General features: G+C 68.4%; 22 protein-coding genes. 8 read left to right on the forward strand and 14 right to left on the reverse strand.

Annotation, left to right across the window (positions count from 1 at the left end):
- The first annotated feature begins 35 nt into the window (after nucleotides 1-35).
- The gene (locus ACGFR9_RS18310; RefSeq protein ID WP_393209346.1) at nucleotides 36-1,502 is read left to right on the forward strand and encodes an MFS transporter; all 1,467 of its coding nucleotides are present in this window, start codon (nucleotides 36-38) and stop codon (nucleotides 1,500-1,502) included.
- An 897-nt stretch (nucleotides 1,503-2,399) separates the two neighbouring features.
- Here ACGFR9_RS18310 and ACGFR9_RS18315 read toward each other — a convergent pair.
- Nucleotides 2,400-2,885 (reverse strand): ATP-binding protein, encoded by a 486-nt coding sequence (locus ACGFR9_RS18315; RefSeq protein WP_393209349.1) that lies wholly within the window; start codon nucleotides 2,883-2,885, stop codon nucleotides 2,400-2,402.
- A 207-nt stretch (nucleotides 2,886-3,092) separates the two neighbouring features.
- On the reverse strand, nucleotides 3,093-4,016 hold the full coding sequence (locus ACGFR9_RS18320) for a LysR family transcriptional regulator (RefSeq protein WP_393209352.1): 924 nt from the start codon (nucleotides 4,014-4,016) through the stop codon (nucleotides 3,093-3,095).
- Between the two features lie 96 nt (nucleotides 4,017-4,112).
- Here ACGFR9_RS18320 and ACGFR9_RS18325 point away from each other — a divergent pair, with 96 nt between their 5' ends.
- From ACGFR9_RS18325 to fdhD, 3 genes are read left to right on the forward strand one after another with little or no spacing between them, the layout of a single operon-like run.
- Entirely contained in the window at nucleotides 4,113-4,307 is a 195-nt protein-coding gene (locus tag ACGFR9_RS18325) for a hypothetical protein (protein WP_393209355.1), read from the forward strand.
- Complete coding sequence (locus ACGFR9_RS18330) at nucleotides 4,300-6,603, forward strand: FdhF/YdeP family oxidoreductase (RefSeq protein ID WP_393209358.1); 2,304 nt, start codon at nucleotides 4,300-4,302, stop codon at nucleotides 6,601-6,603. The genes ACGFR9_RS18325 and ACGFR9_RS18330 overlap by 8 nt, the downstream gene beginning before the upstream one ends.
- Nucleotides 6,591-7,430, forward strand: coding sequence for a formate dehydrogenase accessory sulfurtransferase FdhD (gene fdhD / locus ACGFR9_RS18335; protein WP_393209361.1), 840 nt, complete (start codon nucleotides 6,591-6,593; stop codon nucleotides 7,428-7,430). Before ACGFR9_RS18330 ends, fdhD begins: the two co-directional genes overlap by 13 nt.
- Before the next feature lie 73 nt (nucleotides 7,431-7,503).
- Here fdhD and ACGFR9_RS18340 read toward each other — a convergent pair whose 3' ends face one another.
- The 7 genes from ACGFR9_RS18340 to ACGFR9_RS18370 form a co-directional block, all read right to left on the reverse strand.
- Nucleotides 7,504-8,673 carry an XdhC family protein gene (locus ACGFR9_RS18340; RefSeq protein WP_393209364.1) on the reverse strand — a complete coding sequence of 390 codons (1,170 nt, stop codon included), beginning with the start codon at nucleotides 8,671-8,673 and terminating at the stop codon, nucleotides 7,504-7,506.
- Nucleotides 8,674-8,788: 115 nt separating this feature from the next.
- Nucleotides 8,789-10,048: an MFS transporter gene (locus ACGFR9_RS18345; RefSeq protein ID WP_393209367.1), complete on the reverse strand. Its 1,260-nt coding sequence runs from the start codon at nucleotides 10,046-10,048 to the stop codon at nucleotides 8,789-8,791.
- 197 nt (nucleotides 10,049-10,245) lie between these two features.
- Complete coding sequence (locus ACGFR9_RS18350; protein WP_393209370.1) at nucleotides 10,246-10,737, reverse strand: (2Fe-2S)-binding protein; 492 nt, start codon at nucleotides 10,735-10,737, stop codon at nucleotides 10,246-10,248.
- Nucleotides 10,734-11,603, reverse strand: a complete 870-nt coding sequence (locus ACGFR9_RS18355; RefSeq protein WP_393209373.1) for an FAD binding domain-containing protein — start codon at nucleotides 11,601-11,603, stop codon at nucleotides 10,734-10,736. The genes ACGFR9_RS18350 and ACGFR9_RS18355 overlap by 4 nt, the downstream gene beginning before the upstream one ends.
- The gene (locus ACGFR9_RS18360) at nucleotides 11,600-14,011 is read right to left on the reverse strand and encodes a xanthine dehydrogenase family protein molybdopterin-binding subunit (protein ID WP_393209376.1); all 2,412 of its coding nucleotides are present in this window, start codon (nucleotides 14,009-14,011) and stop codon (nucleotides 11,600-11,602) included. Before ACGFR9_RS18360 ends, ACGFR9_RS18355 begins: the two co-directional genes overlap by 4 nt.
- A gap of 5 nt (nucleotides 14,012-14,016) precedes the next feature.
- The gene (locus tag ACGFR9_RS18365) at nucleotides 14,017-15,033 is read right to left on the reverse strand and encodes an MBL fold metallo-hydrolase (protein ID WP_393209379.1); all 1,017 of its coding nucleotides are present in this window, start codon (nucleotides 15,031-15,033) and stop codon (nucleotides 14,017-14,019) included.
- Nucleotides 15,034-15,080: 47 nt separating this feature from the next.
- A complete protein-coding gene (locus tag ACGFR9_RS18370) occupies nucleotides 15,081-15,863 on the reverse strand; it encodes an enoyl-CoA hydratase/isomerase family protein (RefSeq protein WP_393209382.1) in 783 nt (260 codons plus the stop codon).
- Between the two features lie 165 nt (nucleotides 15,864-16,028).
- On the opposite strand from ACGFR9_RS18370, the gene ACGFR9_RS18375 reads away from it, so the two are divergent.
- On the forward strand, nucleotides 16,029-17,063 hold the full coding sequence (locus ACGFR9_RS18375) for a LacI family DNA-binding transcriptional regulator (RefSeq protein WP_393209385.1): 1,035 nt from the start codon (nucleotides 16,029-16,031) through the stop codon (nucleotides 17,061-17,063).
- Between the two features lie 12 nt (nucleotides 17,064-17,075).
- Here ACGFR9_RS18375 and ACGFR9_RS18380 read toward each other — a convergent pair whose 3' ends face one another.
- Genes ACGFR9_RS18380 through ACGFR9_RS18390 form a run of 3 tightly spaced genes read right to left on the reverse strand, consistent with a single transcriptional unit; the run spans nucleotide 17,076 to nucleotide 19,620 of the window.
- Nucleotides 17,076-17,738, reverse strand: a complete 663-nt coding sequence (locus ACGFR9_RS18380) for a 3-oxoacid CoA-transferase subunit B (RefSeq protein ID WP_393209388.1) — start codon at nucleotides 17,736-17,738, stop codon at nucleotides 17,076-17,078.
- 8 nt (nucleotides 17,739-17,746) lie between these two features.
- Nucleotides 17,747-18,418 carry a 3-oxoacid CoA-transferase subunit A gene (locus tag ACGFR9_RS18385; protein WP_393209391.1) on the reverse strand — a complete coding sequence of 224 codons (672 nt, stop codon included), beginning with the start codon at nucleotides 18,416-18,418 and terminating at the stop codon, nucleotides 17,747-17,749.
- Nucleotides 18,415-19,620, reverse strand: coding sequence for a thiolase family protein (locus ACGFR9_RS18390; protein WP_393209394.1), 1,206 nt, complete (start codon nucleotides 19,618-19,620; stop codon nucleotides 18,415-18,417). Before ACGFR9_RS18390 ends, ACGFR9_RS18385 begins: the two co-directional genes overlap by 4 nt.
- An 81-nt stretch (nucleotides 19,621-19,701) precedes the next feature.
- Here ACGFR9_RS18390 and ACGFR9_RS18395 point away from each other — a divergent pair, with 81 nt between their 5' ends.
- Complete coding sequence (locus tag ACGFR9_RS18395) at nucleotides 19,702-20,586, forward strand: LysR substrate-binding domain-containing protein (RefSeq protein ID WP_393209397.1); 885 nt, start codon at nucleotides 19,702-19,704, stop codon at nucleotides 20,584-20,586.
- Nucleotides 20,587-20,790: 204 nt separating this feature from the next.
- Here the strand turns inward: ACGFR9_RS18395 and ACGFR9_RS18400 are convergent, their stop codons facing one another.
- Nucleotides 20,791-21,282 (reverse strand): FBP domain-containing protein, encoded by a 492-nt coding sequence (locus ACGFR9_RS18400; protein ID WP_393209400.1) that lies wholly within the window; start codon nucleotides 21,280-21,282, stop codon nucleotides 20,791-20,793.
- A gap of 71 nt (nucleotides 21,283-21,353) precedes the next feature.
- Here ACGFR9_RS18400 and ACGFR9_RS18405 point away from each other — a divergent pair, with 71 nt between their 5' ends.
- Together ACGFR9_RS18405 and ACGFR9_RS18410 are read left to right on the forward strand one after the other, a co-directional pair.
- Complete coding sequence (locus ACGFR9_RS18405) at nucleotides 21,354-21,923, forward strand: TetR/AcrR family transcriptional regulator (RefSeq protein ID WP_393209403.1); 570 nt, start codon at nucleotides 21,354-21,356, stop codon at nucleotides 21,921-21,923.
- A 97-nt stretch (nucleotides 21,924-22,020) separates the two neighbouring features.
- A complete protein-coding gene (locus ACGFR9_RS18410) occupies nucleotides 22,021-23,199 on the forward strand; it encodes a GDSL-type esterase/lipase family protein (protein ID WP_393209406.1) in 1,179 nt (392 codons plus the stop codon).
- A 600-nt stretch (nucleotides 23,200-23,799) separates the two neighbouring features.
- Here ACGFR9_RS18410 and ACGFR9_RS18415 read toward each other — a convergent pair.
- A complete protein-coding gene (locus ACGFR9_RS18415; protein WP_393209409.1) occupies nucleotides 23,800-24,735 on the reverse strand; it encodes a helix-turn-helix domain-containing protein in 936 nt (311 codons plus the stop codon).
- Between the last annotated feature and the right edge of the window lie 147 nt (nucleotides 24,736-24,882).

Raw genomic sequence — 24,882 nt, forward strand, 5'->3', positions numbered from 1 at the left:
CAACATCACGTACGTCAGCCCGGACATGGGTCGGCGTGGCCACGCTGCTGGCCGGCACGCTGCTGCCGCCACTCGACTTCTTCATCGTCAATCTCGCCATCCCCTCGATTCAGGACGACCTCGGCGGCGGCGACATCCTGGGACAGCAGATCGTGGCCAGCTACGCTGCCACCTACGCCGTCATGCTCACCCTCGGTGGCCGCCTCGGCGATCTGTACGGGCGACGCCGGGTCTTCCTCGTCGGCCTCGTCGGGTTCGCGCTCGCTTCGCTCTTGTGCGGTTCGGCCGGCGAACCCTGGCTGCTTGTCGTCGGGCGCATCCTGCAAGGTGTCACCGCCGCGCTGATGGCGCCGCAATCGCTGGCCCTCATCCGCGCAAGCCTCGACGGCCGGGACCAGACGATCGCCCTCGGCTTCCACGGCGCGACCTTCGGCCTCGCCGCAGTCATCGGCCAGTCCCTGGGCGGACTCCTCGTCACCGCTGACATCTGGGGCCTGGGGTGGCGGACGATCTTCCTCATCAACCTGCCCGTCGCAGCCTTGGGCCTGGTGGGCAGCCTGTTCCTGCATGACCCGCACACTCGAGGCGTGGAAAAGCTCGACGTGGTCGGCGCCGTCCTCCTCTTCACCGGTCTCGCCGGGATCGTTGTCCCACTGATTGAGGGCCAAGCCCTGGGCTGGCCCTGGTGGTGCTTCGTCCTGTTCGTCGTCGCCGCCGGCGTGCTGCACAGGTTCTGGCGCTACGAGTCCACCCTCGACGGCAGCCGACCGCGCGAACGGCACATCATGCCGTTGGTGCCGCCCCGGGCCGTCACCGCGCCTGGCGTGCGGACGGCCCTGGTGGCGGTCGCCCTGTTCTACTCGATCGCCGCGTTCTTCCTCATCTTCTCCGAACACGAGCAGGCCGTCGGCCGAACCCCGCTCGAGGCGAGCCTGGACATCCTGCCGCTGGGCATCGGCTTCCTGATCGGACCGCTGACCGTGCCGCACCTCATGCGGATCATGCCGCGCCGGATCGCCGCTCTGGGCCTGTTCCTGGAGACCATCGGCTTCCTTGTCTTCGCCGGACTCGTTGCCACACTTGACCAGACGCCGTGGGCCGCCGCTCCCCTGGCGCTCATCGGCTTCGGCCAGGGGCTCGCCCTGCCTTCGCTGATCCGCATCACGGTCACTCACATACCGCGCGCGTTCGCCGGCCTGGCCAGCGGTCTGGTCAGCGCGACCCTTCAGATCAGCGCTGCCCTGTCGGTCGCGATCGTCGGCGGCATCTTCTACGCGGCCGCCGACGCCTACGGGTCGACCCATGCCATTGCCATGGTGTCGATCCTCATTGCCGTGCTGCTGTTCGTATCCTCGCTGCTGTCGCTACGGGCTGAACGCGCCCTTTCCCTGAAGAGCGCGTCGAAGATCGTCGGCGCACACGATCCCGAAACGCCTCAGACCACGCCGGGAGAGGTGCTCTCCCAGGAGCGAGATCAGCAGACACGCTCCCCACGTGACTGACGCGTATCAACCAGCGCCTGGACAAGCCTCTCAGACGCCAAGGACGGTACCGGCGCCCACGTGTCACGAGAGCAACCGCCCGACGGCGTAGGGCGATGACGATGGCCGGCTGAGGCAGCCCACAAGGCGGACACCGCGCTTCTGACGGTGTCCGCCTCGCGGGTCATCAGGTCTTCGTCGTGATGCTCTCGGCTTCAGCCGGGGAGAGGAACGAAGCTCCCGCGGGAGCGGGCGGGGCAGGGAGAGCCGATTCGCCGTCAGGGCGGATCGGCGTACATCGACAGCGCAAGGGGGGCAGCCCGCCCGGGGCAGGAGCCCTCAACTGTCGGTTTTCCTGGGGAGGTCGGGGTGCACGACGACAGAAGCGGTCACGGAAGTGGCCGCGGAGGCGGCCGGGCATTGCCGGTTCACCTACCGTCTGCGCCCGTCGTCCACGTCCCGTTCTGCTCTTGCGGGGGAGTGGGACCGGGTGCGCTGGGTGTGGAATGAGTGCGTCGCCGAGTCCAAAGCCGTCAACGCGCGAACGTGGTGCGGCCGCTGTGGTCGCGCCGGTTGCCGAAGCCCCCGTCCGGCGTGCGTGTGTATCGGGATGCGGTGGGGCACTGGTGGGCGTCGTTTGTCGTCCCGGCCGCGGTCGAGGCACTGCCCGCGAGCCAGAAATCCCCCTCCTTCAGGAGGGGGAGAAGTCAACGGTGGCCCGTTGCTCTACGCGGCAGGCCGCCTGCTGAGACGGCGATCGGCTGCCGGGATCAGAGCGTGCCGTACGGACCCGCGGGTCGGACAGGAGCAACCGTAGCGAGGTGGAGCCCTTCTTCGAGCGCCTCTACCGGGCCCCGGGGAACGTCCCGCTGCCGACGACCGCGCTGCGGGCCCATGCGGGCCCATGCGGTCGGCGTCTCACGCCGCGGAGTCGGACACCGGGGACTGGAGGGCCATGCGGGCCAGCGTGCGCCATCCCTCTGGGGTCTTGTCTATGGACAGGTCCTGCGCGATGGCGGCAACGATGGCCAGACCGCGGCCATGCTCGTCAGGATCACCGGGGCTGGTGGACCGCGCGGCTTCGCCATGGTCGGCGACCGTGATCTCGAGAGCTGATGCGGTGCGAGCGACGGCAAGAGTCATCTCGCCACGACCATGTTCCACCGCGTTGGTGAGGAGCTCGCTGATGAGCAGCTCGGCTGCCTGCGTCTCGTCCGTGCTGAGCATCCAGGCGGAGAAGATCATCGACGCGCGTTTCCTGAGATGCCCGACCGACTTGGGCTGAGCAGGCGCACACAAGGTGATGCGGGGTGCGCTTCGCGTCACGCACGTGGAGTGGAGGTCTTTTCGATCCGAACCGGGCGCCGCCACGGGCATGGCGCCGGAGCTTGTCAAGGTGGACATGGCGGCCACCTCCGTTCATCTTTCGTGTCGTCCTCAGTAACCGGTCGGTGCCGTATCCCAGGTCCGAGGCTTTCGGTAGGAAAGACGCTAGAAGCGGACAAGATGTCCGTCAAACGTTTGATATAGAAAGACGGCCTCACGCCGGGCGCTCCCCATCAGGGGGCCGCCGTCGACCGGAGCAGCTTGCCCGGTCGGTCGTCGCACCGCCTATGGGGTCTGATCAGGGAGGCGTTCGAGCGTGGCAGCCATATCGCTCCGTTCAGCGACCTCGATGAAGGCCCGGGCCATGACCGACGCCACGTCCCGCTTGGCGGCCACCAGCCCCATCCGTGCCGTTCGGACGGGTTGCACGAGCGGGACCGCCCGCATCCCCGTCGGTACGCCGAAGACATGCAGCCAGGTATGCGGCACGATGCTCGCCCATCGTCCTGTCTTGACGTGAGCGAACAGGGACGCGATCGAGTCCGTTTCGACGCGGGGCCGCACGGAGGCGCCGATCTCCCCGAACACGGAATCCAGTACCCGGCGTCCTTGCATGACCGGGACGAGCAAGCAGAGCGGTTGCCGCGCTGCCTCCTCCCAGGTGGCCTGCGACAGTCTCGCCGCGCCCAGTGTGTGCGGGGTGAGCAGGACGTACTTCTCGCGATAGAGCGGAACGAACTCGAATCGCCGGTCCATCTCCTCGCTGAAGTACGTGATGCCGGCGTCGATCTCGTAGCTCTGCAGCTTCTCAAGCACCTCGCTGGAGCGAAGGTCCGTCTGCACCTGGACGGTGGTAAGGGGGTGTTGCGCACAAAATGGTTGCGTCAGGAGAGACACGGCGGTGACAGCGGTAGGCACAGCTCCGACGCGCAACTGTCCGCTCAATCCGCTCCGGATCGCCACCGCCTCGTCCTGCAGCGCGTCCCGATCCGCGAGGATGCGCTGAGCCCACACGACGATCCGTTCGCCCTCGGGTGTGAGGCCCTCGAACCTCCGGTCCCTGCGCACCAGGGACACTCCCAGCTCCGTTTCGAGTTTGCGCAGCCCCTCGGACAGCGTCGGCTGGGAGACGTAGCACGAGTCGGCCGCGCGAGCGAAGTGACGCTCGCGTGCCAATGCGACCAGGTACTCGAGTTGGCGTAGCAGCACACCATGGGTCTACTCGACACAACGCAGGAGCGCCAATCGACGCCGTCCCGGGGGAGAGGAACCCTGCTCCTGCTCATGCACGTCCTCCCTCCCCGCGTGATCGACACCGCCTATCACGTGATCGGCAAGGCCGCTTTGACTGCGCTCGGCCCACGGGGCGAGGGTGCCCGGGTGGCCTGTGCTCCTTCTCGGAGTGTTGCCCTGACGGTGCCCGACCTCGCCTTGCCCGCGGGCCGGAGCACCAGCACGCCCGCTTCCGACGGCAGAAAGAGCGACCCGGACGATGAGTGAGATCGAAGACCCCGACGACCGGGAAATCTCCATCACCGCACCCAAGACCTGGGCGACCGGAGCGCCGGCGGTCGCCCACGCGCTCCAGTACTCCCTGGGCCAGACATCGGTCCGGCGCACCACGCTCACACTGCTCAACATCAACCAGGCCGACGGCTTCGACTGTCCCGGCTGTGCCTGGCCCGAACCCGGGCACCGGCATCGCAACGAGTACTGCGAAAACGGCGCCAAGCACATCAATGACGAGGCAACCTCGCGCCGCGTCACCAGCGACTTCTTCCGTCGCCATCCGATCTCCGAGCTGGATCAGAAGTCCGACTACTGGCTGAACCAGCAGGGGCGGCTCACCGAACCCATGGTCAAGCGGCCGGGCTCCGACCACTACGAACCCACCAGCTGGGATGAGGCCCTCCGCCTGCTGGCCGACGAGCTGAACCGTCTCGACTCACCCGACGAGGCCCTCTTCTACACCTCCGGCAGGGTCAGTAACGAGGCAGCCTTCCTCCTGCAACTGTTCGCCCGTGCCTTCGGCACGAACAACCTGCCCGACTGCTCCAACATGTGTCACGAGTCCAGCGGCGCCGCGTTGAACGAAACGTTGGGCATCGGCAAGGGCAGCGTCAGCCTGCAGGACATCTACGAGGCCGACCTGATCTTCGTCGTGGGTCAGAACCCCGGGACGAACCATCCGCGCATGCTGTCAGCTCTGGAGGAGACCAAGCGCAACGGCGGGCGGATCGTGGCCGTGAACCCACTGCCCGAGGCCGGGCTGCTGCGGTTCAAACACCCCCAGAAGGCACGCGGCGTGATCGGCCGTGGAACCGCCATTGCCGACCAGTTCCTGCAGATTCGCCCGGGCGGTGACCTCGCCCTGTTCCAGGCGCTCAACCTCTTGCTGCTCCAGTCGGAGGACGAGCGGCCCGGGACTGTCCTCGACCACGCTTTCATCAGAACGCACACCACCGGTTTCGCGGACTTCGCCGAGCACGCGCGAAAAGTGACCTGGCCCGACATCCTCGCCGCCACCGGACTGAGCAGGGAGCAGATCGAGGAGGTCCACCAACAGGTTCTGCGGAGCAAGAAGATCATCGTGTGCTGGGCGATGGGACTGACGCAACACAGACACGGCGTGCCGACCATCCGTGAGGTCGTCAACTTCCTTCTGCTGCGCGGCAACATCGGACGACCGGGAGCCGGTGTGTGCCCCGTGCGGGGGCACAGCAATGTGCAGGGCGACCGTACGATGGGCATCTGGGAGAAGATGCCTCAGTCATTCCTGGACGCCCTGGAGCAGGAATTCGGCTTCACACCGCCCGCCCGGCACGGGCTCGACTCGGTGGACGCCATCCGGGCCATGCGGGACGGCAGTGCCAAGGTCTTCCTGGGCATGGCCGGCAACTTCGTACGCGCCTCGCCGGACAGCGCGGTCACCGAGGAGGCGATGCGGCGCTGCCGGCTCACCGCACACGTCTCGACCAAGCTCAACCGCTCCCACACGGTCTGCGGCGAAACGGCACTGATCCTGCCGACCCTGGGCCGCAGCGACCGCGACGTACAGGCCGGCCGCGAGCAGTTCATCACCGTCGAGGACTCCATGAGCGAGGTCCATGCCTCCCGGGGCCGTCTCGCGCCGGCATCCGCGCACCTTCTCAGCGAGGTGGCCATCATCAGCCGCCTGGCTCGCCGGACACTGGGTGACCGGCTCTCCATTCCCTGGGAGGACTTCGAAGCCGACTACGGCACCATCCGGGACCGGATCGCCCGCGTAGTTCCGGGATTCGCGGACTTCAACGCACGCGTGACCCACCCCGGCGGCTTCCGGTTGCCCAACCCGGTGAACGAGAAACGATTCCCCACACCAAGCGGCAAGGCCGTCTTCACCTCCAACGCGTTCGAGATGCTGCAAGCCCCGACGGGGCATCTGATCCTGCAGACGCTGCGCTCGCACGACCAGTGGAACACCATCCCGTACGCCATGAACGACCGCTATCGAGGCATCCGCAACGCGCGCCGGGTCGTCCTCGTGAACCCGACCGACCTGGAAGCTCTCGGCATCGCCGACCGGTGCGAAGTCGACCTGGTCGGCGTCTGGCGCGACGGCGTGGAACGCCGCGCACCGGGTTTCCGGGTGGTCTCCTATCCCACGACACCCGGATCTGCCGCCGCCTACTACCCCGAGACCAATGTCCTGGTCCCCCTGGACAGCGTCGCCGACGTCAGCAACACCCCCACGTCCAAGAGCGTTGTCATCCGCCTGGAGCCGGTACGGGAAGGAGCGGACGCATGGGCCGGATGACCGCGCGGCGGCGGGTGGAGCGCATCCGGGAGCGGCAAGCCGCCTATCGCGCCGACACTCTGGTCGTTGAGGAGCCGATGGAGATACGGGTCGGCGGCCGTCCTCTCACCGTCACCATGCGTACTCCCGGCGACGACTTCGATCTTGCCGCGGGCTTTCTGGCGAGTGAAGGCGTCGTGCACCGCGCCGAGGAGATCGCCGCGATCCGCTACTGCGCCGGCACCGCCTCCGACGGCACCAACACCTACAACGTCGTCGATGTGACGCTGGCCCCGGGGGTGGCACCACCGGACGCCTCGCTCGAGCGGAATTTCTCCACCACGTCCTCCTGCGGCTTGTGCGGCAAGGCGAGCATCGACGCCGTCCACACGAGTGCCGGCTGGACCGTGGCCGAGGACGGGCTTCGCCTCTCTCGCGAAACGCTGACCGCTTTCCCGGAACGCCTGCGGGCGGCTCAGCGCGTGTTTGAGACGACTGGAGGGCTGCATGCCGCAGGTCTGTTCACCCCGGACGGCGAGCTGGTTTGCACGCGGGAGGACGTCGGTCGGCACAACGCGGTCGACAAGGTCGTCGGCCACGCACTCCGCTCGGGGCGGCTGCCGCTGCGCGGCACAGTTCTCATGGTCAGCGGCCGCGCCTCCTTCGAGCTGGTGCAGAAGGCCGTGATGGCCGGAATCCCCTTCCTCGCGGCAGTCTCCGCCCCGTCTTCGCTGGCCGTCGACCTCGCCTCCGAAAGGGGCCTTACCCTCGTCGGCTTTCTCCGTGGCACTTCCATGAATGTGTACACCGGTCACGAGCGGTTGCAGCCTCATCCCGCTGCCAGCTGAACGCCGTGTGGGTGGATTCGAGCCGAGGTGGGACCGTCTCCGGCTGAGCGGGAGACGTACTGAGACCTGCCACCTAGCAGTACGCGTGCCACTCGGCCGTACGAGATCTGCGCTGCGCGAGCGTCTCTGCGTCGTGGTGTATCGGGGTGTGGCTGCCGGCGAGTGAAACTCCGCTACCTCCGCGCCCATCCGCCACGATCTCCGCGGCGATGGACAGCGCGACCTCCTCCGGAGTGCGGGCGCCGAGGTCGAGGCCGATCGGGGAGCGCAGCCGAGCCAACTCCGTTTCGGTGGAGCCGGCCGTACGCAGGCGCTCATTACGGTCGAGGTGGGTTCGGCGGGAGCCCATGGCACCCACGTATGCGACCGGCAGGCGCAGCGCGAGGTGGAGCAGGGGCACGTCGAACCTGGGGTCGTGGGTGAGGACGCACAGGACGGTGCGAGCGTCCACGTTCGTGCGTTCGAGGTAGTGGTGCGGCCACTCGACGACGATCTCGTCCGCGTCGGGGAACCTGGCCGCGGTCGTGAACACGGGGCGTGCGTCGCAGACGGTGACGTGATAGCCGAGGAATTTGCCCATGCGGACGAGTGCCGACGCGAAGTCGATCGCGCCGAAGACGATCATCCGCGGTGCCGGTACCGAGGATTCGATGAGGAGCGTGAGGGGGGCGCCGCAGCGGGAACCCTCTTCTCCGATCTCCAGTGTGGCGGTGCGGCCGGCATCGAGGTGGGCGAGTGCCTCGCCGGCGACGGTGCGGTCAAGTTCTGGGTGGGCGCCGAAGCCGCCCTGTCGGCGGCCGTCGGGACGCACCAGCAGGGCCTGGCCCAAAAGTTCGGCTGGCCCGGACACGATACGCGCGAGCGCCGCCGCCTCCCCGGCCGCGGCCGCCGTCAGAGCGGCTGCCGGCACGTCGCGTTCCGCTCGGTCCCCGGACCGAAGCGGCGTGACGAGAATGTCGATTACGCCGCCGCAGGTCAGGCCGACGGCGAATGCCTCGGCGTCGCTGTAGCCGAAACGCTCCAGGCGGGTGCGTCCGTCCTCGAGCGCCTCACGGCACAATTCGTAGACGGCGCCTTCCACACAGCCGCCGGAGACCGATCCGATGGCGGTGCCCTCACTGTCGACGGCGAGGGCCGCGCCCGGCTGCCGCGGCGCGCTGCCGCTGACAGCCACTACTGTGGCCACGGCGAAGTCGAGTCCCCGGTCTACCCACCGGTTCAACTCGTCGGCGATGTCCAACACTGACGGTCTTCCTGTTCTCACGCGGGCCGCTGCCTGAGTGGTCTCGTCATCGTGGGTGCAGTCGGTGTTCGTTTGCGGCAGCTCCCCTCGGTGCCGCAACCGAACGACTGCGCTGTCAACTGGTGACGAAGTCAGCCTCGATATCAGCCATGGCCCGTCCGCGTCCCTCCTTGAACGCCCATCCCAGGACGGCGAGGATGGCGAAGAGGGCGGCTCCCGAGAAGACGAGGATCGCGTATCCGTACACCGGATAGACGGCCGCGGCGATGAGAGGCGGGAAGAACGAGAGCCCTCGCCCGAGCTGCAGGGAACTGCCGACGCCCAGCGAACGGACCCGGGTCGGGAACTGTTCGGAGAAGACCAGGCCGAAGGCCGCGGCAACACCGGTGCCGAAGTACATGATGAAGATCGGCGGCAGGCTCAGGAAACCCTGGGCGTCCGTTTTCAGGACGATGCCCAGCAGGACGCTCCCGATGGCGGCAATGGACGCCATCACGCACCAGGTGAGACGGCGTCCGATGCGGTCGGCGAGGAAGCCGCAGGTGACCGATCCCAGGAAGATCGACAGACCGACGGTCACCGTCCACCAGGCAGCCTTGCCGAAGCTGAAACCCTGCACCTCGATGAGGTATTTGGGCAGGAGAGCCGCGACGCCGTAGAAGGCGAAGAACTCGATCGCGCAAGCCGTGAGGCAGAGGAAGAAAGGCTTGAGGAAGAGCTTCGAGCGAACCAGCTTCCAGTCGGTCGCAACGCGTTCGCCTCGAGACTGCGCTTCCCACTCGTCGGACTCCGGGACAGCGAACCGTGCGAGGATCGCCAGGAGGATCGGCAGACACGACACGGCGAAGACCCAGCGCCAGCCGATGGCGGGAAGAAGATATCCGCCGACCAGGGCGGCCAGAGCCAGCCCGAGTCCCACCCCGCTGTAGAGGGCGGCTCCCCACCAGCCACGCTTGCTCGCCGGCATGGCTTCCGAGACGAGGGACTGCCCCACCCCGAATTCGCCGCCCAGTCCGATGGCGGCGAGTATGCCGAATGCGACGAGCATGTTGTAGTCGGTCACGAAGGCGCGGGCCAGCGTGAACACGCCAAAGATCACGATGGTGATCATCAGGACGCGACGGCGCCCGATCCGGTCTCCGAGGTACCCGAAAACGACGCCTCCGACCGCTATGCCCAGCAGTTGGAGCGAGAGCAGGAGTGCGGTCTGCTGCGACGAGAGTCCGAAATCCGCTGCGATCGGCACGATCAGGAAGGTCATGAGCGCGATCTCGTAGTAGTCGAACAGCCACCCCGCGAACGCGGTGAGCCACGCAAGGAACTGCGGGCGGGTGACTTTCTCTTTCTCACGCACTGTGGTCTCTAGGGTCTGCATGTTCCTGGCCCCATCTTTCGGGAGTTCGCCGGAATCGGAACTATTCGTCTTTCCGGCATGCGGGTGGTACTGCGCTTTTTCTGCTCCTGCACGGTGCTGATGCATCTGACACTCACCGTCCGCCCTCATATGGAAATGAAACGATGGCAGTGATCACCGCTACGGGTCCTGCCGGCCATATGAGGGGAAAGGCGGTTTCAGAAACTTTGTTGATCGCCTGCGGCGGCCATTTCGGCGGCGCGCTGGACGGCCTTGACGATGTTCGCGTAACCGGTGCACCGGCACAGGTTTCCGCTGAGTGCGTCCCGGATCTCCGTCTCGTCCGGGTGCGGGATCCGCGCAAGCAGACTGATCGTCGAGAAGACCATGCCCGGGAGGCAGAAACCGCACTGGAACGCGTACTGCTCCATGAAAGCGACCTGGACCGGGTGGGGACGGTCCAGGGTTCCAAGGCCTTCGAGGGTGACGATCTCGGACCCGCCCGCTCGGCCGGCGAGCATGAGGCAGGTCTTGACGCACTCGTCGTCGACCATGGCCGTGCAGCTGCCGCAGTCGCCGTTTCGGCACCCCACCCTCACACCGGCGACGCCACAGCTGCCGCGCAGCGAGTCGACCAACGTTTCGGCGCCGTCGATTTCGGCGCGAGCGGGCTTGCCGTTGAGGGTGAAGGCGACTTCCTCGCTGCTCATGGTTGCTCCATTCCTGAGGGGAGCCGCGCGAAGGCGTGCCGCGATGCGCGCGACGCGACGGTGGCAGCGACGCGGCGCCGGTACGCGCCGTCCGCTCGGATGTCCGCCCAGAAGTCGTCCTCGGCGAAGGCGGACATGCGGTCTTCCAAGGTGTCCCGCAGCTGTCGCGGATCGTTCGCCACGCTGCCGGACACATGGATCTTCCAGGGCACTCCCCGGACCCCGCCGAGGGTGAGTTCGGCCGTTCCGTCTGCCAGGACCGTGCAGGCACAGGTCACGACGGGCCAGGAGGACTCTGCGAACTTGAGCTTGTAGTAGCCGTGCGACACGGCCTCGGGGCGGAGCGGGAGGATGACCTCGGTGACCAGTTCGTCGGGACGCAGGTCCGGATGTTCGGGGCCGGTGAGGAACTGCTCGGCCGGCATCGTGCGTGTGCCGCGCGATGAGGAGAGCGTGACGTGGGCGGCATGGGCGACGAGGACCGCCGGAGCGTCCGAGTACGGGCGGGCGCAGACCAGCGACCCGATGACCGTGCCCTGGCTGCGGATCTGGATTCCCCCTGTGATCCCCTTCGCCATCAGGTGGAGGAGGGGCATGTACCGCTCGGCACCCGGTGTGTCGAGGAGTGACTGGTAGCTGGCGGCGGGGCCGAGACGGACCGTGTTCTCGTCGTGCCACATACGGGGGATCTCCAGGTCACCCAGGTCGACGATGTCAGTGGGATCCACTTCGAGTCGGATGAGTTGGGGGACAGCGATCGTGCCACCGCCGACGACGAGTGCACGGCCGCCCTTTGCCTCCACCTCCGCCAGCGCGGTCGTGGCTTCGGTGACGGTGCGAGGCCTGACGATCTGCCGGCTTCTCATGGCGCGACACCCCCGTGCGCGTGGGCGAGCAGGTCGAGGACCCGGGGCGGGGTCAGGGGCAGCGCCGTCGGGGGCGGGCAGCCGGGGCCGAGCGCGTTCGTCACGGCGTTGAGTACCGCGGCCATCGTGCCGCCCACCCCTGCTTCACCGGCGCCCTTGGCACCGAGCAGGGTGTGGGGCGACGGAGTCTCGATGTGCTCGACGACCATGCTCGGCAGGTCGTTGGCACGTGGCAGCAGGTAGTGCTTGAAGGTGCTGGTGAGAGGGCTGCCGTCATCGTCGGAGAGGCTCTCCTCGAAAAGGGCCAGGCCGGCCCCCGTGGCCATGGCGCCGTGCATCTGCCCCTCCACGAGGGTGGGGTTGATCACGCGTCCACAGTCGTGCACCGCGACCAGGGCGGTGATCGTGGTCTTCCCCGTGGCCAGATCGACGAGCACTCGCGCCACGTACACGCCGCTGGAGACGTACGGGTACGTGTAGCGGTACTCCTCGCTGTCGTTGAGGCCCTGCTGCGTGTGCGGGACGTACGAGCGGGTGGCGATCAGGGCGGCCGCACCGGAGGTGGAGTGCAGATCGGAGCAGAGGTCGGCGAGGGTCATGACGGGACGACGGGCCGCCTCGACCCGTCCGTCGACGAACACGATCTCGTCGGGGCGGGCGCCGGTCCGTTCGGCCGCCCGCACGCGCAGCCGGCTCGCGACGTCCCGCGCCGCCAGGACGACGGCGGCCCCGCCCACGGCCGTCGCCCTGCTGCTGGCATGGCCGGTCCCGGGCGGGACGCGGTCGGTGTCCCCTTGGACGACCGTGACCATCGCGCGGGTGGTGCCCAGTTCGTCAGCGGCGAGTTGGGCGAGCGAGGTGTCATTGCCTCCCCCCGGATTGGTGACGCTGCTGCGCACCTCGACACGGCCTTCGGCGTTCACCGAGACGGTGGCGGTCTCGGGAACCGGGGCCGTGGGACGTGCTGCCGTGCGCAGCGGGCCTGAGGGATGGCCTCCGCCTTCGGGGGTGATCTCGAAGGCGATGCCGACGCCTTCGACCACGTCGCCCTCCGGAGCCGTGACGCGGGGATCCTTCGCCGGCTGGTGGTCGGCCAGGGCGAGCGCGCGGTCGAGGAGCGCGCCGAAGTCACCGCTGTCGATGAGGTAGCCCGAGGGCAGACGGTGAGGCAGCCGGTCGCTCGGCAGCAGGTTGCGCCGGCGCACTTCGGCGGGATCGAGGCCGAGGTATGAGGCGACCATGTCCACGAGTCGCTCGATGACCACGATGGCGGTGTCCTTGCCGTAGCCGCGACAAGAGTGCCAGGGAGGCCGGTTCGTCAGAAGGACGCGAGAACGGATCTCCACGGCCGGAATGTCGTAGGCGCTGGGGAAGGTGGCCGCCGTCACGTAGGCCATGCGCCAGCCTGGCGACGTCGAGGCGGCGCCGACCGGGATGGTGATGTGGTCGCGCAGGGCGAGGAGGCGGCCCTGGTCGTCGAAGGCGACCGCGGCGCGGTGGATCTGTTCGCGGCCTCCCCCGAGGAAGCACTCAGCCCTGCTCTCGACGAACTTGACCGGTCGGCCGGTCAGCTTGCTGAGGAGACAGACGAGGGGCTCTTCTCCGAATCCGGTCATCTTCAGACCGAACGATCCACCCACCTGGGGTACAACGACGCGAATCGCGTCCTCGGGGATCTGGAGCATTGTTGCGAGCTCCCAGCGCAGCTGGAACGGCTGCTGGTGGGAGGCGTGCACGGTCAGCCGGCCGTCGGCGTCCCAGGAAGCGAGGTAGCCTCGCGGTTCCATCGGCGCCGTGCTGCTGCGTGCGATCCGCATGGTGCTCTGAAGGGAGTGCGGCGCCGACGCGAACGCGTCGCCGGTGTCGCCCCGGGTGAAGTCGTTGGCCGCCAGGACGAGATCGGCGAACTGCTGCTCGGCGACGGACGGATCCGTGGTCAGCTCGTCGAGGTCCAGGACCGGCCGGAGTTCCTCGTAGTGCACGTGCACCGCGGCGGCGGCGGCCTGGGCGAGGGGCGCTGACTCGGCGACGACCACGGCAACGGGTTCACCGAGCCACCGCAGTTCGTCCACCGCGAGCGCCGGCACACTGAACGTGCGGGCCTCGATGTCCTCGGGGTTCTGCAGATAGGGCATCGGAGCCAGGTGCCGGGCGGCCTCCCGGCCGTCGATGGCGGCCACCACGCCGTCCATGGCGAGAGCCGGACCGACGTCGACGCCCAGGAGTTCGCCGTGGGCCACAGGGCTTCGTACGACCGCCATGTGCAGTGTGCCGGCGGGTTCGATGTCATCCAGGTATGTGGCGCCCCCGCTGATGAAGGCGAAGGCGTCGTACTTCGGCCATCGCGCGCGTTCGATCTCCGCGCGTGTCGGTGCGTTCTCCGGGAGGACCCTGGCGATGGTGCTCACGGCTCTCACGCTTCCGGGGCACGGACGGGCGCGTCGCCCCGCTCGATCGAGGAGCACGGGTCGATGTAGGCCTCACGGTCCTTGATGATGCGGTGGCCGTAGGAGGAGGGGTTGAGCCGCAGCATGTCGTCGAATGCCGCTGCCTCGTCGACGAAGGCCGCTTCCGGTCCGTTCTTGAGTTCCTCGTAGGCCCGGTGCAGGTTCAGCACGAAGCGCTCCGGATGCTGCCACTCGGCATATTCGCCGAGGTCCTGCTGCCGGGCGGCGTCGAGCACGGACAGGCCGGCGTCCAGGGCCCCGGCCGCCGTGTCGGTGATGAAGGAGAAGTAACCGAGCCACTGGTCGAGCACCTCGGGACCGCAGACCGTGCCGTGGCCCGGGACGATGACGCGCGGATCGAGGGCCTTCATGGTGTTGAGTGCCCGCACCGATCCCGCGGTGGAGCCGCCGTGGGTGATGGGTGTCGCGTCGTGGAAGAGGACGTCCCCGGCGAACAGCACGCGTTCCTCGGGCAGCCAGACCACGATGTCGTTGTTGGTGTGGGCCGGGCCGACGAAGAGGAGCTCGGCCCGGTGATCGCCGACATACAGTTCCAGCTTCTCGTCGAAGAGGAGCTGCGGGGGGCGGACCTTCAGAGATCCCCACGGAACGATCGGGTCCTGGTCCGTGGGCTTGAGCCCTTGCTTGACCACGGCGTCCCGGCAGAGGCGGTGGGCGACAATACAGGCATCGTCGAAAACCGAATTCCCGAAGGTGTGATCACTGTGGTGGTGCGTATTGATCAGTACCTGAGGCTTTTCCACGCCGGACCTGCGCGTCATCGCCTCACGGAACAGGCGGGTGCGGTCTTCGGTGAGCGCGGTGTCGATCACCGCGAGTTCATGGCCCGAGTGGACGAAACCGGAGTTGTTGAGCCCCCAGCTGCCGTCATGGTGGAGATAGGCGTAAATGCCGTCGCCCACCTCCACCAGGCTGGGCTCCTCGACGTAGCCGCGATAAAACTTGTTCCAACTGGAGGCCATCATCCGCTCCTGATTTCAAGTCCGCTCGGTCGTTGATGTGGTGCGCGCTAGTTCTCGCGCATACGGGCCAGGCCTTCGAGCGCCAGACCGTAACCGAGGAGACCGTGCATCTGCCCCCGCAGGGTCTCGGTCACAACGGTGCGCGTGTAGCGGCGGACGAGCCGGGGCTGCTTCAGCAGCTCCGCGGCCAGTTCCCGGGCCCGGTCCAGGAGCTGGTCCTCGGGAAGGATCTCGTTGACCAGGCCGAGGTCCTTGGCCTCGGCAGCCTCGATCTTCTGCCCCGTGTACAGGAAGTACCGGCCGCGCGTGGGCCCCATCAGCAGCGGCATGACGATGTGCATGCCGTCTCCGGGGACCATCCCGCCGGCGAAATGGGCGGTGTCCTGGAAGTACGTGGAATCGGTCGCGAGCACGATGTCCGACAGCAGCGGGATCTCGGCGTGCCGCACCGCGGGGCCGTTGATCGCGGCGATGACCGGCGCCTCGATCGAGAGGAGATTGGGAAGCAGGTGCTTGCCCTCCCACAGGATCGGGTCGTAGTGCGACGGAGTCATGCTGTTGCGGTTCGGGTGGGAACCCGGCTCGATCGCGGGACCGCTGAAGGCGTCGCCCGTGCCCGTCAGAATGATGACGTCATTGTCGCGGTCCCGTCCTACCTGCGCGAAAGCGTCCTCGAATTCGTAGTGGGCCTGGAGGCTCCACTGGAGAGGGCCGCCGCCGGTGTGGAACCGCATCGTCAGAACGCCATCGGACGTGCGCTCCATGTCGATGGTCTCGTAGCGGTCCTTGTACTCCTTGAACTGCGACGAGGGGCGCTCGAAATGAGTCATGCTCGCGTTGGTCCCGGTCACTGTGGCCTCTCCTGTTCGCTGCCTCATGGCAGGGTTTCGCGCTTTTGGGTACGGCAGACGCTAGAAGCGTGTTACATCTCAGTCAATCGTTTGATATAAAAAATTCATCAGGTCGGACGCCATAGAGCCGCAACGGAGGCAACGATGACCGCAGACCGTAAGCCGACCGGACCCCGAAGGCCCACCCTGGCGGACGTCGCCGCGGCTGTGGGCGTCCACACCAGCCTGGTCTCGCGCGTCCTGCGCGATGATCCACGGGGCTTCGCCTCGGCCGAGACACGCAGCCGCATTCTGGAGACGGCGGAAGCACTGGGATACACCGCCAACGTGGCGGCCCGGGGGCTGCGCAACGCGCGCACGACCACACTCGGGCTGTTGCTGCCCGGCTTCACCAGCCCGATGTACACGGCCCTCGCGAAGAGCGTGGAAGAACATGCCGCCGCGAGGAGCTACGGCCTGGTACTGGGAACACACGCGGCGGGCGACCCGCACGAGACGATCACGAACATGCTGATGCAGGGACGCGTGGACGCGATGCTCGTGGCCTCCGGGCGCATCGAGGACAAGGCCCTGCGCCGGCTCGCCGAGTGGGCGCCGCACCGGGTGGTACTCCTGAACCGGCAGGTGCGGGCCGTGAAAGCCAGTGTGGTGCTGCGCGACGGCGACGCGGCGGCGCTCGCGGTGCAGCGTCTGGCGGATCTCGGCCACCGGCGGATCGGCGGCGTTTTCGGCCCGCCGTCCCTCGACACCATGGTCCGGCGCCGGCACGGGTACCGGGAGGCGATTCGCCGGGCAGGGGCCGAGGCGCTCGCCGTCTCGCTCGAAGGGCGCGACTACGCTGCCGGCTTCAGCGGTGCACAGCGGCTTCTGGCGGCTGAGGCCAACCGCCCGACGGCGATCTTCGCGGCGACGTTCCCCATGGGAGTGGGCGCACTCGCGGCTGCCCAGGCGATGGGCCTCGCGGTTCCCGAACAGCTCTCGATCATCGCGCTGCACGACGACGATCTGGCCGGCTTCCTCACACCGCCGCTCACGACCGTGGCTCTCCCCGTCAAGGAACTCGGAATCCAGGCGGTCGAACTCGCCCTGGACATGGCCGCCGGAGGGGAACCACGCAGAGTCGTGGTTCCCCAGAGTCCCCATCTGATCGAACGCGCGTCGACCGCAGCGGTCCGGTGAGGACTTCGTGTCTCACGGCTTGGTGTCGTCCAGCAGAGGTACGTCCAGTCGTGCGGCGAGTTCGTCGAAGGTGGTGCCGAAGGTGTGCGTGACGGCGACACCCCGGGGCGAGATGTCGAAGACCGCGAGGTCGGTGTAGACCCGGTCGACGCAGCCGAGGCCGGTGAGGGGACAGCTGCATTCGCGCACCAGCTTGGGCGTGCCGTCCTTGGTGAAGAGGGTCATCACCACGAACACCTGCTTGGCGCCGATCGCCAGATCCATGGCCCCGCCGACGGCGGGGATGGCATCGGGTGCCCCGGTGTGCCAGTTCGCCAGGTCACCCCCGGCGGAGACCTGATAGGCGCCCAGCACGCAGATGTCCAGGTGCCCGCCGCGCATCATGGCGAAGGAGTCCGCGTGATGGAAGTACGCCGCCCCGGGCAGCTCGGTGACGGGTACCTTCCCGGCGTTGGTCAGATCGGGGTCGACCTCGCTCCCCTGGGCGGCGGGTCCCATGTTGAGCATGCCGTTCTCGGTGTGCAGCACGACACCGGAGCCCGGTGGCAGGTGGTCGGCGACGAGTGTCGGCTGACCTATGCCGAGGTTCACGAACGCGCCGTCGGGGATCTGCCCGGCCACCACGGCCGCGATCTCGTGCTTGTCCAGCGGGGTGTTCCTGTGCGATGTGCGCATGGCCGGGTTCATGCCCGATCCACCTCCTGCACCACTCGGTCGACATAGATGCTGGGGGTGACCACGGTCTCCGGATCGAGCTCACCGGTCTCGACGATCTCGCGTACCTGCGCGATCACCGTGGTCGCCGCCGTCGCCATGACCGGTCCGAAGTTGCGGGCGGTCTTGCGGTAGACGAGATTGCCCATGCGGTCGGAGCGGTAGGCACCGATGAGCGCCACGTCGCCCCTGATCGGGTACTCCAGTACGTAGGTGCGCCCGTCGATCTCCCGGGTCTCCTTGCCCTCCGAGAGGAGGGTGCCCACCGCGGTGGGACAGAAGAAGGCCCCGATGCCCGCGCCCGCCGCCCTGATCCGTTCAGCCAGGTTGCCCTGAGGGACGACCTCCAACTCGATCCTCCCCGCCCGGTACAGCCCGTCGAACACATACGAGTCCGCCTGGCGCGGGAAGGAGCAGATCACCTTGCGGACGCGTCCCGCGGCGAGCAGGGCGGCGAGTCCGGTGTCCCCATTGCCGGCGTTGTTGGACACCACGGTCAAGTCGCCGGCGCCCTGTGCGAGGAGCGCGTCGATCAGAGTCACCGGCATGCCTGCCATGCCGAACCCTCCGATCAGTACGGTCGAGCCGTCCCGGATCCCGGCGACCGCCTCGTCCGCGTCGGCGCACAGTCGCGTGCTCATCCCCTGCCCCCTGTCACGTTCTCCAGTACGACGGCGAGGCCCTGACCGACACCGATGCACAGGGCCGCGACGCCCCACCGGTCACCGGACTCACGGAGCCGATGGGCGAGGGTGCCCAGGATCCGGCCTCCGGATGCGCCCAGGGGGTGGCCTATCGCGATGGCCCCGCCCTTGGTGTTGACGATGTCCGGGTCGACTCCCCATGCGTCCATGCAGGCCAACGACTGCACTGCGAACGCCTCGTTGAGCTCGACCGCGGCGACATCGGCCCAGGGGACGCCTGCGTTCCTGAGCGCTCGGTCGGCGGCTTCCACCGGGGCGAATCCGAACATCTGCGGGTCGAGCGCGGTCGCCGCGCGGCCGGCGATCCGCGCGAGAGGCGTGGTGCCGATGCGGGCGGCGGAGTCGGCGGACCCGAGCAGCACGGCCGACGCACCGTCGTTGAGAGGGGAGGCGTTGCCGGCCGTGATAACACCGTCGGGCCGGAAGGCGGGCTTGAGCCCGGCGAGTTTCTCGACGGTGGAGCCGAGACGGATCCCCTCGTCCCGGTGGACGGCGGTGCCGCCGGCTCCCGTGTCGACCGGCACGACCAGATCGTCGTAGAAACCCGCAGTCCATGCCCGGTCGGCCAGCGTGTGGGAGCGGACCGCGAAGGCGTCCTGGCGTTCGCGGGGAATGCCGAAACGGTCGGCGAGCTGTTCGTTCGCCTCCCCCAGGGAAACGGTCCACTCCTTCGGCATCCGCTGGTTGACCAGGCGCCATCCCAGTGTGGTCGACACCGCGGTGACGTCCCCCGCGGGGAACCCGCGCGCGGGCTTGGGCAGGACCCAGGGCGCCCGGCTCATCGACTCGGCTCCGCCGCAGAGCACGATGTCCACGTCGCCCGACTCGATGGCACGTGAGGCGATGATGGCCGCGTCGAGCGAGGATCCGCACAGGCGGTTCACCGTCGTGGCGGGAACCGAGGTGGGAAGGCCCGCCAGCAAGGCGGCCATCCGCCCCAGGTTGCGGTTGTCCTCACCGGCGCCGTTCGCATTGCCCCAGACGACGTCGCCGATGTCAGCGGGGTCGAGCGTGGGTGTCTTGGCGAGGACCCCGCTGATGGCCCGAGCGGCGAGGTCGTCGGGCCTCACCTCCGCCAGGGCACCGGCGTACCGTCCGAAGGGCGTTCTTGCCGCCGCGTATACATAGCTTTCGGTCACCCCCTCACCGTAGGAACGCTCGGTTCATCGCGTCCAACACTTAATTCTTATAGATTGATAAGGGCATGTTATAAAAGGGTCATGGAGATTCGTCAGCTCCGGTACTTCCTCGCCGTCGCCGAGGAGTGTCATTTCGGACGCGCCGCCACCCGCCTGCACGTGGCGCAACCGGCCCTGTCCCAGCAGATCAAGCAGCTGGAGGGCGAGCTGGGGATCGCCCTGTTCAACCGGACCACACGGCACGTCGCACTGACGGAAGCCGGTCGGCAACTCGCCGATCACGCCCGGACGCTCGTCGGAGGGGAGGAACGCGCGCGCGCCCACCTGCACGAGCTGGCAGCGGGGCGGGCGGGCCGCGTCTCCGTCGGGTTCATCGGCACGGCAACCTACGAGGTGCTGCCGCGCGTCGCCCGCACGGTGAGAGCGCAGCTCCCCGGAGTCGCCATGGACCTGCACGGGGAGGTCCTCGCCCCTCGTCTCGTCGAGGGGCTGCTCGACGACACGTACGACCTCGTGGTCGTCCGGGAAGCGTCGCCGGGTGAGGGCGTCCGCGTCACGTCCCTGCGCTCCGAGCCTCTCGTGGCGGTGCTGCCGTCCCACCATGCGCTTGCGAGTCGCCGTGTCGTGGCTCTGGGGGAGCTGGCCGACGAGCCGTTCGTGATCCATCCCTCGCAGGCGCGTTCCTCGATGTACGACCGGGTACTGGCGGCGTGCCGACGCGCCGGCTTCGAGCCCTCTCCCTTGGTAGAGGTCAGCGAGACGGCGACGTTGGTGGTGTTCGTCGCGGCGGGACACGGTGTGGCCCTCGTTCCCCATTCGGTGCAGAGTCTCAGCCTGGAAGGGGTGACGTACGTGCCGTTGGCGGACCCCGAGACAGTTGACCTTCTCCTGGTCCGCCGGGCCGGCCGCAATTCCCCTGCCACGACCCACGTTGCCGCGGTGATCGAGGAGTGTGTGCGCGGCTGACGGCTCGTACCCCGGCTCACGCCGGACGCCTCGGAGCACGGCGAGCCCTGACCGGATGCCCGGCGCCGTCGCTGCCTGGTTTGCCGCAGATGGTCGACGAGTGGTCGGGCGACCTGCGGCCGGTGCGGCACCGGTCGACGACCGGCTGTCCGCCCTGGGGTGGCGGCGCCGTGCCCGGGGCGCGCAGTCGCGTGCCCGGTCTCTTCAGGAGGTGACCCTGGCGATGAACGCGGTGAGGTTCGAGGCCGTCCGCTGGATCTTCTCCTCCAGGGTGAGCGTCTCGTGGAGCTGCGCGCCCATGCCCACGTCCTTCTTGCCCCGCAGGTACAGCGAGCAGGCGAGGTCGCTGCATATGTAGGCGCCCACGGTGTTGCCCTGCTGTCCTGCCTTGCCCTTCTTCGCGGCCACCATGAGGGAGACGCCCCCGGTGTGCGTGGTCATGCACATCGAGCACATGCTGCGCCGTGTCTGCCAGGAAGCGGCACCGCTGCTACGCAGGGTGAGCGCCGTCGGCCGGCCGTCGATCTCGGTGACGAGGTAGGCACGGTCGGGCGCCTGGGGGTCACGCCATCCGAGGAAGTCCAGGTCGTCCCAAGGACGCTCGGCCAGGTCCCGGGGGACGGACAGGCGCTTCGCCTCACCCTTGGTGCAGTTCACGAACGACGTGCGGATCTCTTGCTCGGTCAGTGCCTTCATATAGGGCAGGCTAATTTGCCTAAAGGCTATAGACAAGTTCAATATAGATGTAGGTCAACGGAAGGACGGCTATGGCACGAGTGGGGCTGACGCCGCAGCGCCTGACCCGGGCAGGGGCGGAACTGGCAGACGAGGCCGGCTTCGACCAGGTGACCGTCTCAGCGCTCGCCCGACGGTTCGAGGTCAAGGCCGCGAGCCTGTACTCGCATGTGAGGAGCTCACAGGACCTCAAGACCCGGATCGCCCTGTACGCCCTGGAAGAACTCGCCGACCGGGCCTCCGACGCCCTGGCCGGCCGGGCAGGCAAGGACGCCCTCGTCGCCTTCGCGGGCGCCTACCGCGACTACGCCCGGGAACACCCCGGGCGCTACGACGCCACTCGGCTCAGGCTCGACTCCGAGACGGCGGCCGCCAGCGCCGGAGTCCGTCACGCCCAGATGACACGCGCCCTCCTGCGGGCCTACCGGCTGGCGGAACCGGACCAGACACACGCGGTCCGGATGCTCGGCGGCGTCTTCCACGGCTACATCAGCCTGGAACTGGCGGGGGGCTTCAGCCACACCGACGTCGACGCACAGGAGTCCTGGCTCTGGACCCTGGACTCGCTGGACGCCCTGCTGCGCCTTCACAGCGCCTCCTGACCGGCACGGTCACCCCACCCGGGTGCCGACTGGACCGCCGTACCTCACGCTGACGAGCCCGAACACCCCGCACACCTCGACCGACAGGCCAAGAACCATGAACACCGAGCACGACTGGACCACCACCCCCATCACCGCGGACCTCCTGCGCGGCTTCCTCGACCTGGAGCCGACCGCGCACGGCCTGCTCCCGCACCGGCTGCCCGCACCGGCACGCCGGCAGATCCCCGACGAGCAGCTGACCCTGGCGGAGGCCCAGCCGTCCGGCGTGCGGCTCGCTTTCCGCACCACGGCCACCGTCGTCGAACTGGACACCCTGCCCACCAAACGCGCCTACCGAGGCTTCCCGGCCCCTGCGGACGGCGTTTACGACCTGCTGGTCGACGGCCGCCTCGCCGGCCAGGCCACCGTGCCCGGCGGCAACGTCCGCATGATCACTGACATGACCACCCAGACCTCCGAGCTGCAAGAGGGGTCCGTCGGCACCGCCCGCTTCACCGACCTGCCGGCATACGGCAAGGACATCGAGATCTGGCTCCCGCACACGGAGATCACCGAGCTGATCGCCCTGCGTACCAACGCCCCCGTCCAACCCGCGCACGACGGCGGACGCCGGGTGTGGCTGCACCACGGCAGCTCCATCAGCCACGGCTCCAACGCGACCCATCCGACCGGCATCTGGCCCGCCCTGGCCGCGGCCGAGGGGGGAGTGGAACTCATCAACCTCGGGTTCGGCGGCAGCGCGCTGCTCGATCCGTTCACCGCCCGCACGATGCGGGACACCCCGGCGGACCTGATCAGCCTGAAGATCGGCATCAACATCGTCAACACGGACGCGATGCGCCTGCGTGCCTTCGGCCCCGCCGTCCACGGCTTCCTCGACACCCTCCGCGAAGGCCACCCGACCGCACCGCTCCTGGTCGTCTCGCCCATCTGGTGCCCGGTCCAGGAGGACACGCCCGGCCCGCTCATGCCCGACTTCGCGGACGGCACCCTGAAGTTCAAGGCGACCGGCGATCCCGCCGAACGCGCCGCGGGACGCCTGACGCTCACCGTTATCCGTGAGGAACTCGCCCGGATCGTCGCCGATCGGGTGGCCGAGGACCCGAATCTCCACTATCTCGACGGCAGCGACCTCTATGGGGAGAAGGACTACGCGGAGTTCCCGCTGCCCGACGAGGTCCACCCGGACCCCGCGGGACACCGCCGCATCGGCGAGAACTTCGCGCGGCTCGCCTTCGGCCACGGCGGTCCTTTCGCCGCCGGGACCGCCTGACCAGGCACTCGTCGTGACGAGGCCGGCACGGACGCGCCTGCCGGACGCGGAGTCGGGCCGAGCGGATGCGGAACGGGTGCCCGGCCGGACCGGCGTCCACCCAGGAACCCGGAAGGCAGGCGCTGGTGACCCCGTGTGCCGGCGGCAACCGCCGAACCGCAGGCACGGCCTGTCGTCGGACCAGGGCTGAAGGACGGCGCCCTGGGCCGATCGGAAGCCTTCGGGCTCTTCCTCCGCCCGCAGGCGAGCGCCGATATCGGTTGCCCACTCCAGAGCCCAGGCCCGGAGTGGGCGTCGAGCAGGTCGCGCACCGCGCCTCGGTCGGCCAGAGTTCGCACCTTGGCCCCGATCACATCGTCCAGTGACAGCACCGGGCCGTACTCGCTCGATGTCGGTGGATGCCGGTGGACCTCCTTCAGGACGTCCACCAGGAGCCGGCCGGACAGCCCCCGATCGCGACCTGCTAGACCTGCTGGCGGCGGGACGACCATCTCGTCGACGCCGGTCAGGCGCTTCTGCCGCTTCTGCGTGCACCGGCCTCGATCGCGCCGGTGAGCATCGTGTGGAGGACGGCACCGTTCGGTCGGCGGCCGGCGGGCCCTACGTACGAGGAGCGGCGGATGCGACGTAGTCGCTCGGGGTCTGGTCGTAGCGGTTGCGGAAGGCGCGGGCGAAATGACCGCTGTCGGCGAACTGCCAGCGGGCGGCTATCTCCGTGATGGTCATACGCCGGTGCGGGGTGATGAGCGCCCGGCGCGCCTCATCGAGGCGGCGATCCCGGATGTAGCTGCTGAGTGACTGCCCTTCGTTGGCGAAGGCTCGTTGCAGGGTACGCACGGAGACGTTCAGTTCTCGCGCGAGAGCCGCGGGGGAGAGAGCGGGTTCGGTGAGCCGCCGGTCGGCCAGGTCCCGCGCGGCCTGCGCCAGCGCCGGCGACAGCCGGGGCTCCACGTCGTCGAGGCCGCCGCGGACCACGGCCCGGGCCAGCTCGGCGAGGGTGTCGCGAGCAGCGTCGACGCCGGCTGGCCCGAGGCCGTCCAGCATCCGGCGCACCGTGGTGGCGTGCGCGGTCAGCAGCCGTACCTCGGCGGAGTCGACCGAACCGGAGGCCGTCTTGCCTCGTTCACTCCGGATCTCGGCAGCGGGCAGCACGAGTACCTGGACGGTGCTGTGCGGTGCCGCGGCGAAGTGCGACAACTTCCCGGTCTGTACCAGGAGGCGGCCGGCCGGGGCTGTGTGCTCGGTTCCCCCGCCCGGTTCTCCGAGTCGCCAGATGCCGCGGTGAACGATCCACAGGCGTACGTGATCGTCGGCCCCGACCCGTGGGCCGGTCGTTCGGAGGGAGGCCGCGCTCTCGAAGCGGTTGAACATCACGTCCCGCAGCCGGAACCCCTGGGACCGTGCCCCGAAGCCGGCGACGGTCGCCGGGCTGAAGGGCGCCAGCGCGAAGGTCTCGCCCATTCGGGTCTGCCACTCGCGTGCGAAGTCGCCGAAGGCGTTCGCGCCGCTCAGGTGCACCGAGAGAGTGTCGTTCATCGTTGTCGTGCGTCTTCCGTCGAGGTTGTCGCACCGCTCCAGGGCCCCGCGGCCAAGCCCTTCCTCTGCTCTTGTCGTGAAACGGCAGGACGGTGAGGAGGGGCGACTCAAGCCTCCCACAGCCGACCTTGACGGCTGTGCGCCGTC

This window comes from Streptomyces sp. NPDC048584 (genome assembly GCF_043199595.1).
Classification (GTDB): domain Bacteria; phylum Actinomycetota; class Actinomycetes; order Streptomycetales; family Streptomycetaceae; genus Streptomyces; species Streptomyces edwardsiae.

Excerpts from the sequence above, each read along its gene's own strand:
- ACGFR9_RS18315 (WP_393209349.1), bottom strand. The coding sequence starts at position 2,885 with ATGTCCACCTTGACAAGCTCCGGCGCCATGCCCGTGGCGGCGCCCGGT.
- ACGFR9_RS18415 (WP_393209409.1), bottom strand. The coding sequence starts at position 24,735 with ATGAACGACACTCTCTCGGTGCACCTGAGCGGCGCGAACGCCTTCGGC.
- ACGFR9_RS18380 (WP_393209388.1), bottom strand. The coding sequence starts at position 17,738 with ATGCGCACATCGCACAGGAACACCCCGCTGGACAAGCACGAGATCGCG.
- ACGFR9_RS18365 (WP_393209379.1), bottom strand. The coding sequence starts at position 15,033 with ATGGCCTCCAGTTGGAACAAGTTTTATCGCGGCTACGTCGAGGAGCCC.
- ACGFR9_RS18375 (WP_393209385.1), top strand. The coding sequence starts at position 16,029 with ATGACCGCAGACCGTAAGCCGACCGGACCCCGAAGGCCCACCCTGGCG.
- ACGFR9_RS18395 (WP_393209397.1), top strand. The coding sequence starts at position 19,702 with ATGGAGATTCGTCAGCTCCGGTACTTCCTCGCCGTCGCCGAGGAGTGT.
- ACGFR9_RS18345 (WP_393209367.1), bottom strand. The coding sequence starts at position 10,048 with ATGCAGACCCTAGAGACCACAGTGCGTGAGAAAGAGAAAGTCACCCGC.
- ACGFR9_RS18370 (WP_393209382.1), bottom strand. The coding sequence starts at position 15,863 with ATGACTCATTTCGAGCGCCCCTCGTCGCAGTTCAAGGAGTACAAGGAC.
- ACGFR9_RS18385 (WP_393209391.1), bottom strand. The coding sequence starts at position 18,418 with ATGAGCACGCGACTGTGCGCCGACGCGGACGAGGCGGTCGCCGGGATC.
- ACGFR9_RS18355 (WP_393209373.1), bottom strand. The coding sequence starts at position 11,603 with ATGAGAAGCCGGCAGATCGTCAGGCCTCGCACCGTCACCGAAGCCACG.
- ACGFR9_RS18400 (WP_393209400.1), bottom strand. The coding sequence starts at position 21,282 with ATGAAGGCACTGACCGAGCAAGAGATCCGCACGTCGTTCGTGAACTGC.
- ACGFR9_RS18330 (WP_393209358.1), top strand. The coding sequence starts at position 4,300 with ATGAGTGAGATCGAAGACCCCGACGACCGGGAAATCTCCATCACCGCA.
- ACGFR9_RS18410 (WP_393209406.1), top strand. The coding sequence starts at position 22,021 with ATGAACACCGAGCACGACTGGACCACCACCCCCATCACCGCGGACCTC.
- ACGFR9_RS18350 (WP_393209370.1), bottom strand. The coding sequence starts at position 10,737 with ATGAGCAGCGAGGAAGTCGCCTTCACCCTCAACGGCAAGCCCGCTCGC.
- fdhD (WP_393209361.1), top strand. The coding sequence starts at position 6,591 with ATGGGCCGGATGACCGCGCGGCGGCGGGTGGAGCGCATCCGGGAGCGG.
- ACGFR9_RS18405 (WP_393209403.1), top strand. The coding sequence starts at position 21,354 with ATGGCACGAGTGGGGCTGACGCCGCAGCGCCTGACCCGGGCAGGGGCG.